Origin of the sequence: Leuconostoc suionicum, from assembly GCF_001891125.1 — a bacterium.
Lineage (GTDB): Bacteria > Bacillota > Bacilli > Lactobacillales > Lactobacillaceae > Leuconostoc > Leuconostoc suionicum.
In genome coordinates this window covers 700,118-715,767 of the sequence record NZ_CP015247.1, presented here as the reverse complement: position 1 = coordinate 715,767, position 15,650 = coordinate 700,118, and the positions used below count along the sequence as shown (strand labels likewise).

Here is a 15,650-nt window from a genome sequence, read left to right as displayed (position 1 = left end):
CTGTTACATCAGTCACTAATCAAATTGTTTAAGACTTTATAATTTAAAATTGATTTGATTATAACACAAAACCGTCTGTCCAGAATTAATCTAAGCAGACGGCGTTGTAATTGGGAAATAAGTTTTACCTTTTCCAAGCAAAGAAATGTAACAGTTTAATAATACCTAGTACCAGTAAAGAGGCCCCAAGTAATTGCCAAAGGAAGATTGCACTAAGCAAGGGCGCAAACAGTAACGCGATTCCACCAATAATACTGATGAAAGCTGAAAACATCGCCCACCCTTTTTGTGTGTAATACTTCAATGATCCAAATTCAATAATTCCTTCGAGTATCCATGTCATACCAACAAGCAAGCCAACAATTATAAACAAATAGGTAGTTGCTGCATACAAGTTTATAAAGGTGAATACACCAGCGATAAAGTAGACTGCCCCAATAACCAAATTACCCACACGAGCCCAACCGTCCTCATTTTTTCTATCGAATACGGATGCTATGTGCGATATACCTATTGCAATAAAAGCTAACCCAATTAAAGCGGCTACTACTGAAGCACTATGCGTTGGCCAGAAAAGTATCAGAGCACCAAAAATAATTGACACAATAGCATCAAATCTAATAATATTGCGTAGTTTCTTTAAAAATATGTCTGACATTATCAATCCTCCTTCTCACTCGCTTCATATTATACGCTTTTAGTGGCTAATTCTCATTTTTGGATTACTCTCGGTGTTTAAGATGCTTTAGAATTAATTCAGCACCTACTTTTTGTGAAAATAAAAATCAACCAGAAACTAACCTGGCTGACTTTTTCATTTCCTATTATTAATGCTTATCTGAATAAAAACCACTCTCGGTCGTATAACCTGTAATTGCCACCCCCATAGTTACCATAGGCGCAGTCCCAAATAATCGCATGCCTTTATTCAAATAAGCATTGGTATAGTTCTCTTGCTGATTTTTTCGCAATGTATCGTAAATAATATCTCGACTCATTAACATATCCTCCTTTCACTTAAAATAGTAGCAAATAAAAACAACCAAAATACTCTGTTTGGTTGTTCTTAGCCTATTTCGTTTTTATTGATTGGTATCTATAAAAAAGCCATATCAGAAAGGCAATTTGAAGACAAGCTCCTACTAAATTGAAATAAATAGATGGACCATGTTGGACTCGAACCAACGACCGAACGGTTATGAGCCGTTTGCTCTAACCAACTGAGCTAATGGTCCAGACAGTAATGCCCCACAATAGTACTTTGAAATAAAATTGGTAATTTTACATCATTATATTTTCGAAACTATCGTAGGTCACAACCAGTTTAAATTATATCATCAAAACATAATAAATTAAACTTGAAAAACATAAATATTGAAAAATAAGATATGGTTTTCCGTGACCACATCTTATTTTTTGTACACATTTCAGCATACATATTTAAGGAGCATCTGAACCATTGTCAGAAAATTATTGTTGTGTAAACGAATTCTCAATATAAGAAAACGCTTACAAATTTATTATATCAGCATTTTAAGTTCCGTCAATACCTTGTATGATATATAAATTTTTTTAAATTTATATATCATACAACTAGTCTGTACAAGTATATTTGCATGTCGTACTTTAGAAGTATTATAATTAAGAAAGTATGGTAGCTTACGCTTAAAAATAAAAAAATAATTGTTCAATACGTGCCAAATATCCACGTTAAACTGTTCGGGAGAGAATTTATTATGTTAAAGTTACTAAAAAAAGTAACTATCAGTGCAGTGTTAGTGGTTACCACTAGTACGATATACCCTGCTTTAGGTGTTGCTGCTGATAGTTATCGGAATGACAAACTAAGTGGTGCTGAGCAGCATCCTCTTAATTTCAAAAACGAAAAACAACTTGTTCTAGCTGATCAAGATAGTCAAAAGCGTGCGGTTGATGCTCATATTCAGCTCAATTATGCTGAAGAACCGACCGCAAAACAAGCGACAAAACTAAACTACAATCCTGTTGGTTGGCACAACTATAAGTTCAAATATAAAAAAGCCAATGCGTCTATTGGTAAGTCATGGCTATTCAATCGCGGACACCTGATTGGCTACCAATTCAGCGGTTTAAATGATGAAGCAAAAAACTTAGTCCCAGAGACAGCTTACCTAAATACTGGTGCGCTTAAAAAATCAAATGCTAGTAATAAAAAAGCTATGCTTTATTATGAAAGAGGTCTCACAAAATGGCTTAAGCAACACAAATCAAGTCGTTTAGATTATCAAGTTACGCCAATGTATAGTGGCAACGAACTCCTGCCACGACAGATTCGCCTATCTTACGTAGGCTATTCTAGCTCTGGAGAGAAAGTTAAGATTAGTCTTAAATCATACCGTGAAGAAGATGGTAATGACAGTGCAACAGTAGTTTACCTAAATAATGACAGTTCAAACGCAATTATTAATTATGCTGATGGAACGGCCAAAAATACATTACACAAAAAGGCTGACTTAGCCGCTCAAAATGAAGCTGCAGAAGAAGCTAGCTCTGCGGCAGCCTCTTCATCTGCCAGAGCCAGTTCTGAAGCGGCGTCATCTGCCCAAGCTAGTTCCGAAGCAGAACAATCTTCAATAGCTGCTGCACAAAAAGCTGCAAGTGAAGCTAGTGCATCACAGGCAGCCGCCGAGTCATCTCAAGCAGCCGCTAATTCTGCAGCAGCGTCATCTGCCCAAGCACAAGCAGCACAGAATCAATCTGCAGCAACACAAACATACACTGGTGAAAGTCAACAAATTATCGGAAACTCAAAATCACATATTTATCATGTCCCTGGTCAAGCTGGCTACTATATGAACAGTAGCAACGCTGTTTATTTTAATAGTGAAGCAGAAGCCCAAGCGGCAGGATATCGTAAATCATTGCGTTAACAAAAAAGCCCTCACGGGCGTACATAGTTATTTTTCACGAACTCAAAAAAATTGAATTAAATATCACTTTGCTGATTCAAAATCATAGAAATAAATGCTCTACGATAAGTCAACCTTTCACTAATGTTTTTTAGAATCGTCCGTGTCTCTCGTGGCTTATCTGTAATCACGCCATTGACACCTATCATATAGGCCGTTTCAACATCAAGCTTGTCATTAACTGTCCAACTATACAAATCTTTGTTATGGTGTCTAATTTGGTTGGATAAATGTGCATCAACCTTTGAATATTCTATAGCATAGAACTTACTAATTTTATTTCCATCAACCGTATTTTTAACGGGTGATAATAATCCCGTAGTTAAACTAGTGTATTGATATATTCGTTTAATAACGTTTTGGTTCATTGATTGAATTTCACTTTTATTTTCCTTCATTTGCTTGCCATATTTGGCTACAAATTGTTTTAATTGTTCATCAGTTACAGTTTGATTCAATTTCAATTCTACTAATAATTTTTGTTTTTTGTTATTAGCCAAATCAATATATTTCGAAAAGCTAGTTAAATAGAATTGATGCCCATCTTCTGCAACTTTTTTGGTTTTCAAAGTCGACCAATTTGTTTTTGATATGTCAAGCGTGTCCCCCGAGACTGTTTTTATTTTAGTATTGTGTGTCAAAACATATACGCCATCTTTGGTGGGTTGAATGTCAATTTCAATGTAATCCGGATGAGTAGCAATAGTTTTTTTCAAAGCAATTAACGAGTTTGGGACGGCATTCGGATATGAAACGCCTTTATGTGCAATCACTAAATATTTTTCTCTTGGCGATATAAAATAATTACCGGAAAGCAAAGTACTGCCTGCCCCAATGGCTATGAGCATGAGTCCTTGCAAAAATATCGAAGAACCTCTTAATTTTGTTTCAGAATCTTTTTTGTGGTCGGTTGTCAAAAGAGCGACATACAGGTTTAAGATATATGCAGTAATAACGTACATTAACGCACTTGTAATGGCAAGTAAGACATTAGCAATGAGGCGTCTATTATTCACGTCAAAAAAAGTATCAGCAAATAACTGCACAAAATATAATAGCGCAAAACAAATGCCACTAGCTACCACCAAACGAATTATTGATTTTAAGAATAACAGTATTGCTGAGGTCATGCCCTCTCTTGCAGATGTCCTGATAGCGTCCAATAAGGAATAATCTTGATAAATCGCAAAATAACTAATGTGTCTGAATTTAATTAACAACAAGATCAGTACAAGATAGCACACTGTGAAAGTCGTATTTGCCCAAAATCCACTCACCGTATCAACAAAAGTTTTGGGTAGTGCAAGATATTGAGCAAATGGCACTTTTAACCCAAATTCAACTAAAGGGATCATCAAAATAATAAATGCCGCTATTGAAATATGTAATTTGTAAGACAATAACTGCCTGATAAAATGCTTCTCGCTTTCCTCTCCCCACGAACGCCGAAGAAAGTGTAATACAATACCTGCAAACATAAACCAAAGAACAATATAAACCGCAATTATTCCTAATAAAGATCCTAAGTATTTCGAAGCTGAATCAGTCAGTGAAGTTAGACTACTCGTATCAACTCGATAAAAGTCTGGTAACGTTTTTTGAGCAAAATAAATGATTATTTTAGCAACGAGGTTGTAAATAAACAAGGCGACTACCCATTTAAAAAGTGTATTTAATTTTATTCTCTTCATAAATATTCTCTCACGAATTTCAGCGATATTATAAATTTTATTTTAAACATAAAAAAGAAAGCGCAAGCCAGTACTATTCATAGTACGTAACCTGAACAATCTCATGTTACCATTAAAACAAATTAATGTCATACTCTGCTATTATCAGTCCACTAATCATCGATACGTTTTAAAAAGTTGATGGTTACTTGATTGAATTTTTCTGGTTCTTCAATATGTGGAATATGTCCCGATTCTTCAAATATGTGTTCTTCACCGAATGTAGACATACCCTTCAAATCATAAACGTGGTTAGCTGGCCATAAAGGAGAATGCTTACCCGCCAAGAATAAATGTGGTACACGTTCACGTTTAACAATGTCACGCCAATCTTCGATAAAACTATTTACTAATAACGGTTCATTATATTTAAAGTTAAAGGGATGATAAGCCGCTGCAAGCTCACGTTTGATGTCACTTGAAATTTTAGCATGCGTTAATTTAGTATGTGGCAACTTTTCTGCTGCCGTCCATATCATTGTTATATCTGCATTAAAAATCCCCAAAGGCCAAGTATCATCCCTTAAAATCTTCGGAATTTGATCTTCCGTAATAATGGCTTTGACATCTGCTTCGCCATACAGTGACAAATAGGACCAAATTGTACTTGCACCCATTGAATGTCCCACAAGAATTACTTGACTGAGATGAAGCGCTGCGATCAACTCGGCTAAATCTTGCCCATGTCTTGACATACGCATGCCATAATCAACCGTCTGACTTTCACCATGATTGCGACGATCATAAGTAATCACCTGAAACCCAGCTAGTTTAAGCGGTTCTATTTGTGCCACCCACGTAGCTTGATTGCCCGAATAACCTGCAACTAAAATAATTGGTTGCCCATCGCCGTATATATTATAATTCAGTTTTACGTCATCATTTGTTATAAATGTTGGCATTGTTTACCCCCAACATCTTCTGTTCTTAAACTCATCATACACTTTGTACTTAAATATGGATTGGTAGCCCATCGGCTAACTCAGCTGCATCCATAATTGCTTCGCCGAGTGTTGGATGTGGATGTATTGTCAATGAAATATCCTTCGTTGTCAAACCATTTTCAACCGCTAAGGACAACTCGGAAATCAAGTCCGATGCAGAGGGACCAACAACCTGTGCACCAATTAACGCATTACTGCTTTTATCACTAATCAGCCGCACAAAACCAACAGCTTGATCCATAGAAATAGCACGACCATTACCGGCAAACGGGAACTTTGAAATTTTTGCATCCAAATGATTTATTTTAACTGACTCAGGCGTTTCACCAGTTGTTGCTAATTCATACTGCGTATAGGCTACAGAAGGTAGTGAATAATGTAAATCACGCGCCTGCGCATCTTCTGCGATGGCTGCAGCAGCTATTTTTCCTTCAAAACTAGCTTTATGAGCCAACTGCGGACCTGCGACAACGTCTCCAATGGCATATATATGCGGAACGGTCGTTTTCATTGTATCGCTTGTTGTAATCAAGCCTTTGCTGTCTACTTTGATATCGGTATTGTTCAATCCCAAACCGTCTGTATTGGCGCGACGTCCCACAGCTACTAAGAGATAATCGCCCGTAATACTTTGCTCCTTACCGTCTGCCTCGTAGGTCAACGTCACTTCCTTAGCAGTCTGTGTTACTTCCTTAGCCATTGCAGACGTCACAACCGTGCCACCATGAGCTTTAAAATCATCTAATACTGGTTTCGTCATTTCCGCATCAAAGCCGTTCAGTGTGTGGTCCAAACCCTCAATAATGGTTACTTGCGCTCCCAAATTAGCATAGGCACCGCCAATCTCAGATCCAATAACGCCACCACCTACAATAATTAATCTCTTTGGTATTTCAGTAAAAGCTAAAGCACCAGTAGAATCAACGATGCGTCCACCAAACGGAATAGTTGGAATTTCAATTGGCTTCGAACCTGTAGCAATTATTGCATTGTTAAACTGCAATAGTTCATGACCATCCTCTTGTAAAACATTCAAGGTCTCGTTGTCATTGAACACTGCCTCTCCTTTAACAATTTCAACATGATGCTTTTTTAATAGCATCTCTACACCAGAAGTTAGCGTGTGTACTACCTTATTTTGTTTCCAATCCTGTGTCTGTTGCCAATCTAGTGTGACACCAGAAGTGGTTAATCCAAACGGAGTCTCCTCGGTTGCTTCACGGTACCTATGACCTACATTAATTAATGCCTTTGATGGAATACAACCAATATTTAAACAAACACCACCAATATTATCACGCTCGATAATAACAACCTTTTGTCCAAGTTCAGCAGCTCGAATAGCAGCAACATAGCCACCAGGACCAGATCCAATGACTACTGTATCAATTTCACGTGCTTGTGCACCAACAACCATAATTACACCTCCATCAACATATAGGCTGGATCAGATAATAACTGCTTCAAATAATTAAGAGCCGATTGTCCTAACATGCCATCAATCAAACGATGATCATAGGTCAATGATAATTTCATATTTTGACCCACGGCTAGCTCTCCATCGTCATTGACAATAGGTTCCTTTAAGATTGAGCCTAATCCTAATATTGCTACTTCTTTACCGTTAATAATTGGTGTAAACCAAGTACCTCGGGCTGAACCAAGGTTAGAAATTGTGATTGTTCCGCCCTGCATTTGGGCAGGTGTAATTGATCCATCACGGACTGCTTCAGCAAGATCAGTTATTTCTTGCGCAATTGTGAAAATAGACTTTCGATCTGCGTTCTTAATGACTGGCACAAACAACCCAGTAGGCGCATCCACAGCGATGCCCATGTTAACATCATCGTGGTAAACAATTTCTTGTGCTTTCATGTCAACACTAGCATTTAATTCTGGGAATTTCTTAGCTACAGCTGCCAACGCTTTAACAGCATAGGCTAGGTATGTTAAATGTATGCCTTTGTCATCACGAGCCATTTCCTTAAACGCCTTGCGGTGGGCAACCAATTTTCTAACATCAACAGAATCAAAATTCGTCACTGTTGGAATAGATGCTTGCATATCCATCGCTCTGGCTATCGCCTTACGTACTGGTGCCATTGGTTGACGCCCTTCACGTAATGGTGATGCTGGTGCTGGATCATTTTCCTCATGAACAGCTGCAGACGCCTCTGTTTGGGATGTGGTTGATGTTTGCGTTTGAGTAGATACTGAACTTTCTGATCCTTGGAAGTTTTCAACGTCTGCTAGAGTAACATGGCCATGGCGACCAGTAGCTGGTACTTGTGTTAAATCTATATTTTTCTCATAAGCCAAGTGACGTACTGATGGCATTGCTAGCACATGACCGTTTGCTACTTGAACAGTGCTAGTTTCCTTAGGAGCTGTGTTTTTTGGGGTGCTTTCCGCTGTCTCCACTGCGTTCGAAGAAGTACTTGATTGCGCTACGTGACCGTTATCAGAGTCATTTTCACTGCTGCCGTCTCCATCAAACTCAATTAATGGATCGCCAACCTCAACTGTTGTTCCAGCGTCAACAAAAAGTTTTGTAACTTTACCACCGTAAGGAGACAAAATTTCTTGCATCAATTTGTCATTTTGTACTTCTGCGACTGGGTCATCCACCGCTATCGTATCACCAACTTTAACCAGCCAAGAAGTAATATCTCCCTCCGCCATACCTTCGCCAATATCTGGCATCTTAAAAATCTCAGTCATAATTTACAACCTCCACTACTTTGGCCACAACATCGTCAGACTTAATCATCCAATCATTTTCTGCTTGTCCAAATGGATAAACAGAGTCTGGTGCAGCTACTCGACCGATAGGTGCTTTTAAACTCAAAATAAATCGTTCAGAAATTTCACCCATAATAGCAGCGCCAATACCTGCCATTCGTTGTGCTTCTTGCACAACAACCACACGACCTGTCTTAGCAACGGTTTCTCCGATTGATTGAATATCTAATGGCGAAACTGTACGAAGATCTAGCACCTCAGCTGAAATACCTTTCTTAGATAATTCCTCAGCGGCTTTCAAGGCAACAGGGACGCCACCGCCGTAAGAAATGATTGAGATATCATCTCCTTCTCGTGCAATCGCAGCTTTGTCTAATGGCGTTGTGTAATATCCTTCCGGCACTTCACCCTTCAATGATCTATACAAATGTAAATTTTCTAGGAATACAACTGGATCATTGGACGCAATAGAACTTAGTAGTAGCCCCTTTGCGTCAGCAGGATTTGCCGGCATCACCACTCGGATACCAGGAATTTGTGCTACCATGCCCTCTAAATTATCAGCATGCATTTCTGGTGTTTTAGTTCCGCCACCATAAGGCGAACGTACAACAATTGGCATGTTACGCGTACCATTAAACCGGAAACGATTTCGTGCCATTTGGCCTGCTATCGAATCCATTACTTCAAATACAAAGCCAAAAAATTGAATTTCCATAATTGGTCGATAATCTTGAGTAGTCAAACCAATTGCCATGCCACCTATACCTGATTCTGCTAAAGGCGTATTAAACACACGATCTTCGCCGTATTTAGCTTGAAGACCATCAGTGGCACGGAAAACACCACCATTTTTTCCAACGTCTTCACCAAAGATAATCACATCACCATCTTTTTCCAATGCCAAGTCCATCGCTTCACGGATGGCATCGATATAACTTTTCACAGCCATGTTACTTTCCCTCGCTTTCAAACTTAGCTATTTGCTCTTTCATTGCTTGACTTGGGACTTCGAGTGTATTTTTAATAAAGTTAGAAATTTTTTGTTTCTCAACACTATCTGCAATCTTAATTTGGTCATCGATCAGTTGATTGACTTCTTTTACATAATCGTCTTCTTGTTCTTCGTTCCAAATACCCTGATCTTGCAATAACTTGCGCATTCGAATAAGTGGTTCTTTTTTCCACCATTCTCCAATATCATCTTTCGTTCGGTAACGTAGCGGATCATCTCCAGCTGTCGAATGAGCCTCCAAACGATTAGTAATCGTTTCAATCAGCACAGGGCCATTGCCGTTTGCCGCCCATGCACGAGCTTCTTTAGAAGCCAAATAAACAGCGATCGGATCGTTCCCGTCCACTACCAGGCTTGGTAATCCAGCCGCCCAACCTTTTGCAGCTAAATGCGGTGCTGCTGTTTGCAATACGCGTGGTGTAGAAATAGCGTAACCATTGTTCTGAACGAAGAACACTGCATTAGCGTTATACGCCCCGGCGAAATTTATGCCCTCATAAAAATCGCCTTGTGATGTACCACCATCACCTGTATAAGCATACACGACCGCGTTTTTTCCACGTTTCTTCAACCCTAACGCAATGCCGGCCGCCTCCACATACTGAGCACCAATGATAATTTGTGGCATCCACGAATTTACTGGTTTGTCGTCTTCAGTAGTATATACATTACCTAAAACATGCCCACGTGACCACAAAATCGCTTTCCAAATTGGCCATCCCTTCACAACAATTTGGGGGATGTCTCGATAACCCGGCATTAGCCAGTCATCATCATTAAAAGCATAAGAGGAGGCCATCTGTGAGGCTTCTTGACCAGCTGTTGGTGCAAAAAATCCAAACCGCCCCTGCTTAGCTAGTTTTGTTGAACGAATATCTAACTGCCGACTTAAAATCATGCGTTTTATAATATTGATTAAGTCTTCATTAGATAACTCTGCACGCTCAAAAGCTTCATCATCAACAATTTTTCCAGTATTGTCTAATACACTTAATGTTGGAAAACTATCTGCTTGTGTAGTAAGCTGATGATTAAAGTCAAGTACTTGCTTATTTGTTGCTGTTATGTCAGCCATTTATTTTTACCTCATCTTTCTGAAAGAATGTTTCTAAAAGCTCATCATTTGTGATGCTGCCAAAATATTGACCGTCTTTATTTCTATCAAGTACTTCGGCAATTGTATCGCGAGTAAATGGTATACCAATTAATTCTGATTTCATTTCACGCCAATCTCTAACCCCCAAAAAGTCTCCTGTAAAGTTTACATCTGTAATATCACCATTTTTTACATCAATTTGTACATCGATTGCACCACCATCATATTTAGCATGATTGTTATACATAAACTGTGGGCTTTTTCCGTAATTCCATGCCCACTGTGAAAATTTTTCATCGCGCAGTTTTTTGATAGAGGCCTTTTGTTCTTCACTCAACACATATTCAGTATCTTTGCCCTCGTCTGCTAAATAATATTTCAACTGATCAATAAATGTACTAATTGTTAACCCCTCGGGTGCATAGTCTTTAATATTGCCAACACGAGCACGAACTGATTTAGCCGCCTTAGATATAAACTTTTCATCAGCTACATTAAGAGAACGTATCATAGCATCCACATCAGTGTCCCAGAGCAGTGTGCCATGATGCATTAGATAGCCACCAGCATATCTCTGGGCATTCCCAGAAACCTTTTTCCCCGCAATCTCTAAATCATTTCGTCCAGAAATATCAACATGTATACCAAGTGACTCCAAAGCATCCGCCATTGGTTTAACAAACTGATGAAAATCAACACTAGCACTAGTAGCAACTGGAACAAAAAATGTAAAACAAATGTTTCCTAAATCATGATAAACTGCGCCTCCTCCTGAAACACGTCGAACAACTTGAACATTCTGTGAATCTATATACGCCTGATTTACCTCCGAAAAGGTGTTTTGATTTTCACCAATAATCACTGCTTTTTTGTTCTGCCATAATGCAAAAACCGGCTTTTTTGGTTTTAAATTTTTCAATAACCAAGCATCCATGGCGATGTTGGTATAGGCATCTTGATTAAAGTAATTAATAAATTGCATATTATCAGCTCCTTAATGTAACCGCTTACACTTTACAACTTCATTGTACCACTAGTTTCCAAAAAAAAATGATTAATTTTAAAGTTTACAGCACAAAAAAGAACCCTTATGGGTTCTTTATCTGATCTCTAAATTGTTTTACAACGGCGTAATCACCAATGTAAGGCACATCAACACCATCTATTTTTTGGTAGGGATCTTCACCCTTACCAGCAACAATAACAATATCATTTTCTTTTGCAGCAGAAATCGCTTCATGGATGGCTGCAATACGGTTCATTTCATAATGCACCTCTAATTTATCATTATTGATATGCGCAGCAATCTCATGTGCAATATCCAAAGGATTTTCAAATTGTGGATCATCAGCGGTTAAATAAACTACATCAGCCAAATCACTCACTACGTGACCAAAATCAGCACGTCTCGAAACACCTTTATTACCTGGAGAACCAACTACAACAAGCACTCTACCATTTGGGTATTGGGCCTGTGCAAAGCTAAGTAAAGCTTGCATGGAGACAAAATTATGAGCATAATCAACAAAAGCCACTCCATGTCCATTAATTGGTAAACTAAGCATCCGGCCGGGAATAAACACTTCATCTAACCCTTTTACCATTGCTTGATGTTTAACACCAGCAAAAGAAACCAACATCATTGCTGCCATTGCGTTTGACTCATTGAAGTCTCCTGGAACATTTAAACGATACGAACCAAGCATTTCGTTGAATTCACTCTTAACAACCGTGAACCTACTTTCATGAATGGCACTTTCTTCAGAAGTAAACATTTGACGGCTGTATGTGTAGACCTTATGATGTGTTTTTTTAGCATAGGTGTAAATGGTATCAAAATGATCTGTTTCAGCGTTGACAATCACCTCATCTGAGTGATCTAGTAACATCAATTTGTGTGCCAAATAATCTTCAAATGTTGGGTGCTCATTAGGACCAATATGATCTGGGGATATATTCAAGAAGGCGCCCACATCATAGCGTAGTCCATAAACACGATTTTTAAGATAGGCTTGTGAACTCACCTCCATCACAAGGTGAGTCATACCATTATCAACAACTTGACGCATATCTTTAAACAATTCATATGACTCAGGTGTTGTCAAATCAGACTTTTTCTTATCTGATACTTGCGGGCCAGTAATGCGATCAACTGTAGAAAATAAGGCCGTATGATTATTAGTTGCCTCTTTCAGCATTGTGTAGGCAAAATAAGCAGCAGTCGTTTTACCTTTGGTACCTGTAAAAGCACCAATCCATAACTGCTCTTGCGGATAGTCAAAAAAAGCCATTGATAAGAGGGACAAAGCCTTTTGAACATTCGATACTTGCCACTGCGGTAAATCAACATCAATTTTTGTTTCTGTAATTAATCCTGTAATACCATGTACATCATCCAAGTAATCTCTTTTAAAGGCGCCCTTAATAACAAATAACGTATTTTTTTGTACTTCTCGGGTATCATAGTGTAAGAAATCAAACGTCATATCAACGTCTGGTGCATCTAATAATAGATCATGGTCCACTAATAAATTTTGAATTGTTTCAGTTGTTAATCTCATAATTTCATTATACTAAAAAAGCTGTGCAATAGTCGCACAAACTTTCAAATACTTTCTTATTTTTGCTTATTCACTGACAAGGCCATATCAGCACTGGCAGCAGCATTGTCACGGTAGATATGCTTATCGTCAGCCACCGCAGCATAAACCTTGGCTAATTCCCGGGTTAAAATTTCTCGAACCTCGGTCGTTGTATGTGTATCCATCAACATTTGACGTAATGCTGAAGCATGGGCGAATCCACGCAAATAAATTTTAAAGTATCTTTTCAAAGCCTCAAAATGTTTCGTAGTTACCGTTTCACTAACTTCATCAAATAAGTCTAATTGTAGATTTAACAACGCAATTGATTCTTCTAGTGTATGTTGGCGTGGTTGCTTTTCAAAAGCATACGGATTTTCAAAAATTCCTCGACCAATCATAATCCCATCAATACCCGGGTGCTCTTGGACTAGTGCTATTCCCTGTGCTCTAGTTTTAATATCACCATTAATTTGAATCAATGTGTTAGGTGCTATTTCATCACGCATTGCCAGTATTTCATCAATATGTTCATAATGAGCTGGTGCTTTAGACATCTCTTTACGGGAGCGTAGATGGACAGTCAAAACTGCTACCTGATGCCGCAAAATAATTGGTAACCACTCTCTAAATTCTTCTGGTTTATAAAACCCAAGCCGTGTTTTTACTGAAACCGGCAAACTACCGCTTTGAGCAGCAACAATAATTTTTTCAGCTAAATCAGGATGCCTGATCAAATCAGATCCAGAACTATTTTTAATCACTGTGCCATCTGGGCAACCCATATTAATATCAACAGCCTGATAACCCATGTCGGCTAAAATTTCTATTGACCCAGCTATTTCTTTTGGTCTTGATCCCCATATCTGTGCCACAGGCTGTTGTTCGTCTTCAGCGACTGCCAAGCGACCCTGAACAGAAAACTTAGCTTTAGGATGAACCATTGAACTGGCATTGGTGAACTCAGTGTAATAAACATCTGGGGCTGCTGCTTTGGCAACAACACGTCTAAAAACAGTATCAGTTACGGCCTCCATAGGTGCCATACTAAAAAAAGGTTGTTTACTCTTGTGATTGTTTTGTACTTTTTCAACGACTTCGTCCCAGAAAAAATTTTGTTTTAATTCTGACATTATTTTGCCTCATAAAGTTTCATACTCATAAAAATATCTCTCCCATTTTAACATGAGAGAGACATTTTCACAAAAGATTGACAACCTAGAAAAAGTGAATAAATGATCAATGGCTACTAAGCAACATCATTTTGAACTGGCTCTAAATACGACCTTCCCTATGAATTGCACTTAAAGTATAGAATGATCCAGTAACGACAATCAATGCCTGAGAAGACTCACGAACACGCATTGCAAGTGAGATGGCTGCCGAAGCATCATTAGCAATCTCAACCTCAATACTTGGATAGTTCGATAAAATATCAGTTGCCAATTCGTCTGCAGATAACGCTCGTGTTTTGTTATTCGGTGTGACGGTAATGACACGCTGAACAAATGGTATAATTTCATCCAACATCTCATGATAATCTTTGTCCTTGAGAACGCCTAGAATCAAAGTCGGCTTAATTTTTAAGTGCCAAGAATTCAATGCAGAGACTAATCCCTGAATGCCATCAACATTATGAGCAGCATCAAACAAAATGTTTTTATCAGCATGATAATTCATCCGCCCCAACATTTTTACATTGGCAATACCATTACGAGTCTTTTCGGCATCAAATTGATATCCCTTTTCGATTAATGCCGCTTTCGTTTTCAATACGATACTGAAATTGTGAACCTGAAAAGCACCAGCCATACTTAAGAAATAACCGCTCTTGCCATTAATAATCAAATCAAGACCAGATGGTGATGTATTGGCTATAATGATTTCATCTCGCTTATGTTCAAACCAACGTGCGCCAACCTTTTCTGTTCGCGCTTTTAATACCTTTTTGGCCTCAATATCTTGTCCCGGGTAATCGATTACCCATATACCCGGTTTGATAATAGCAGCCTTGTTCTCGGCAATTTCAGCGATATTATGTCCCAACAAATTTTGATGGTCGATGCTAATTTTAGTAAAAACAGTTAACATTGGTGGCTCAATTGCATTAGTAGCATCCCAGAGTCCACCTAATCCAGATTCGAAAATAACTAAATCAACTTTTTTATCAACAAATGCCAGCAATGAAATAATCGTAAAATACTCAAAATAAGATAAATAATAAAGGGGCACATCGTGTTGTTTAAAAAGAGCGACTATCTGATCATAATATTTTAAAAAATCACTTTTGGATATCATTTCCCCATTAATACGAATTTGTTCACGATCATCCATGATATAAGGACTTGAAAAATGACCATAGGTGTATCCATTGGCCTTTAAAATTGATCCCAACATTGTGCCTGTTGACCCTTTTCCATTAGTCCCAGCAATATGAATTATTTTTAATGATTTGTCAGGATGCCCTAACCACATCAAAACTTCTTTTAGTACAGCTACCCTACCTTCATCAAGAATACGCCATGTATTATCCAGACTTTTTAACACTGTCTTGTAGCGTGTTGCAACCTTCAACTCGCTTTTATCCATTTTT

At 38.3% G+C, this 15,650-nt stretch carries 13 protein-coding genes and 1 tRNA gene; 1 reads left to right on the top strand and 13 read right to left on the bottom strand.

Features of this window, described 5'->3' with window-relative positions:
* Positions 1-124: 124 nt before the first annotated feature.
* The 3 genes from A6B45_RS03660 to A6B45_RS03655 form a co-directional block, all read right to left on the bottom strand.
* A complete protein-coding gene (locus tag A6B45_RS03660) occupies positions 125-658 on the bottom strand; it encodes an HdeD family acid-resistance protein (protein WP_072613392.1) in 534 nt (177 codons plus the stop codon).
* A 169-nt stretch (positions 659-827) separates the two neighbouring features.
* Positions 828-998, bottom strand: a complete 171-nt coding sequence (locus A6B45_RS10455) for a hypothetical protein (RefSeq protein ID WP_165784756.1) — start codon at positions 996-998, stop codon at positions 828-830.
* A gap of 163 nt (positions 999-1,161) precedes the next feature.
* Positions 1,162-1,235, bottom strand: a tRNA-Ile gene (locus A6B45_RS03655).
* 501 nt (positions 1,236-1,736) lie between these two features.
* On the opposite strand from A6B45_RS03655, the gene A6B45_RS03650 reads away from it, so the two are divergent.
* Positions 1,737-2,909 carry a DNA/RNA non-specific endonuclease gene (locus tag A6B45_RS03650; protein WP_072613391.1) on the top strand — a complete coding sequence of 391 codons (1,173 nt, stop codon included), beginning with the start codon at positions 1,737-1,739 and terminating at the stop codon, positions 2,907-2,909.
* 56 nt (positions 2,910-2,965) lie between these two features.
* Here A6B45_RS03650 and A6B45_RS03645 read toward each other — a convergent pair whose 3' ends face one another.
* From A6B45_RS03645 to A6B45_RS03600, 10 genes are all read right to left on the bottom strand, one after another.
* Complete coding sequence (locus A6B45_RS03645; protein ID WP_072613390.1) at positions 2,966-4,639, bottom strand: glycerophosphodiester phosphodiesterase family protein; 1,674 nt, start codon at positions 4,637-4,639, stop codon at positions 2,966-2,968.
* Between the two features lie 152 nt (positions 4,640-4,791).
* Positions 4,792-5,580, bottom strand: coding sequence for an alpha/beta fold hydrolase (locus tag A6B45_RS03640; RefSeq protein WP_072613389.1), 789 nt, complete (start codon positions 5,578-5,580; stop codon positions 4,792-4,794).
* Between the two features lie 49 nt (positions 5,581-5,629).
* Positions 5,630-7,039, bottom strand: a complete 1,410-nt coding sequence (gene lpdA / locus A6B45_RS03635) for a dihydrolipoyl dehydrogenase (RefSeq protein WP_072613388.1) — start codon at positions 7,037-7,039, stop codon at positions 5,630-5,632.
* A gap of 2 nt (positions 7,040-7,041) precedes the next feature.
* On the bottom strand, positions 7,042-8,343 hold the full coding sequence (locus A6B45_RS03630; RefSeq protein ID WP_072613387.1) for a dihydrolipoamide acetyltransferase family protein: 1,302 nt from the start codon (positions 8,341-8,343) through the stop codon (positions 7,042-7,044).
* Positions 8,336-9,316: an alpha-ketoacid dehydrogenase subunit beta gene (locus A6B45_RS03625; protein WP_072613386.1), complete on the bottom strand. Its 981-nt coding sequence runs from the start codon at positions 9,314-9,316 to the stop codon at positions 8,336-8,338. The genes A6B45_RS03630 and A6B45_RS03625 overlap by 8 nt, the downstream gene beginning before the upstream one ends.
* 1 nt (position 9,317) lies before the next feature.
* Positions 9,318-10,454, bottom strand: coding sequence for a thiamine pyrophosphate-dependent dehydrogenase E1 component subunit alpha (locus A6B45_RS03620; RefSeq protein ID WP_072613385.1), 1,137 nt, complete (start codon positions 10,452-10,454; stop codon positions 9,318-9,320).
* Entirely contained in the window at positions 10,447-11,457 is a 1,011-nt protein-coding gene (locus tag A6B45_RS03615) for a lipoate--protein ligase (RefSeq protein WP_072613384.1), read from the bottom strand. The genes A6B45_RS03620 and A6B45_RS03615 overlap by 8 nt, the downstream gene beginning before the upstream one ends.
* A gap of 106 nt (positions 11,458-11,563) precedes the next feature.
* The gene (gene murE, locus A6B45_RS03610) at positions 11,564-13,036 is read right to left on the bottom strand and encodes a UDP-N-acetylmuramyl-tripeptide synthetase (protein WP_072613383.1); all 1,473 of its coding nucleotides are present in this window, start codon (positions 13,034-13,036) and stop codon (positions 11,564-11,566) included.
* Positions 13,037-13,092: 56 nt separating this feature from the next.
* The gene (locus A6B45_RS03605; RefSeq protein ID WP_072613382.1) at positions 13,093-14,190 is read right to left on the bottom strand and encodes a tRNA dihydrouridine synthase; all 1,098 of its coding nucleotides are present in this window, start codon (positions 14,188-14,190) and stop codon (positions 13,093-13,095) included.
* Between the two features lie 142 nt (positions 14,191-14,332).
* A complete protein-coding gene (locus A6B45_RS03600; protein WP_409359792.1) occupies positions 14,333-15,646 on the bottom strand; it encodes a bifunctional folylpolyglutamate synthase/dihydrofolate synthase in 1,314 nt (437 codons plus the stop codon).
* Between the last annotated feature and the right edge of the window lie 4 nt (positions 15,647-15,650).

Excerpts from the sequence above, each read along its gene's own strand:
- A6B45_RS10455 (WP_165784756.1), bottom strand. The coding sequence starts at position 998 with ATGAGTCGAGATATTATTTACGATACATTGCGAAAAAATCAGCAAGAG.
- A6B45_RS03620 (WP_072613385.1), bottom strand. The coding sequence starts at position 10,454 with ATGGCTGACATAACAGCAACAAATAAGCAAGTACTTGACTTTAATCAT.
- A6B45_RS03650 (WP_072613391.1), top strand. The coding sequence starts at position 1,737 with ATGTTAAAGTTACTAAAAAAAGTAACTATCAGTGCAGTGTTAGTGGTT.
- A6B45_RS03615 (WP_072613384.1), bottom strand. The coding sequence starts at position 11,457 with ATGCAATTTATTAATTACTTTAATCAAGATGCCTATACCAACATCGCC.
- A6B45_RS03660 (WP_072613392.1), bottom strand. The coding sequence starts at position 658 with ATGTCAGACATATTTTTAAAGAAACTACGCAATATTATTAGATTTGAT.
- A6B45_RS03645 (WP_072613390.1), bottom strand. The coding sequence starts at position 4,639 with ATGAAGAGAATAAAATTAAATACACTTTTTAAATGGGTAGTCGCCTTG.
- A6B45_RS03625 (WP_072613386.1), bottom strand. The coding sequence starts at position 9,316 with ATGGCTGTGAAAAGTTATATCGATGCCATCCGTGAAGCGATGGACTTG.
- A6B45_RS03600 (WP_409359792.1), bottom strand. The coding sequence starts at position 15,646 with ATGGATAAAAGCGAGTTGAAGGTTGCAACACGCTACAAGACAGTGTTA.
- lpdA (WP_072613388.1), bottom strand. The coding sequence starts at position 7,039 with ATGGTTGTTGGTGCACAAGCACGTGAAATTGATACAGTAGTCATTGGA.
- murE (WP_072613383.1), bottom strand. The coding sequence starts at position 13,036 with ATGAGATTAACAACTGAAACAATTCAAAATTTATTAGTGGACCATGAT.
- A6B45_RS03640 (WP_072613389.1), bottom strand. The coding sequence starts at position 5,580 with ATGCCAACATTTATAACAAATGATGACGTAAAACTGAATTATAATATA.
- A6B45_RS03630 (WP_072613387.1), bottom strand. The coding sequence starts at position 8,343 with ATGACTGAGATTTTTAAGATGCCAGATATTGGCGAAGGTATGGCGGAG.
- A6B45_RS03605 (WP_072613382.1), bottom strand. The coding sequence starts at position 14,190 with ATGTCAGAATTAAAACAAAATTTTTTCTGGGACGAAGTCGTTGAAAAA.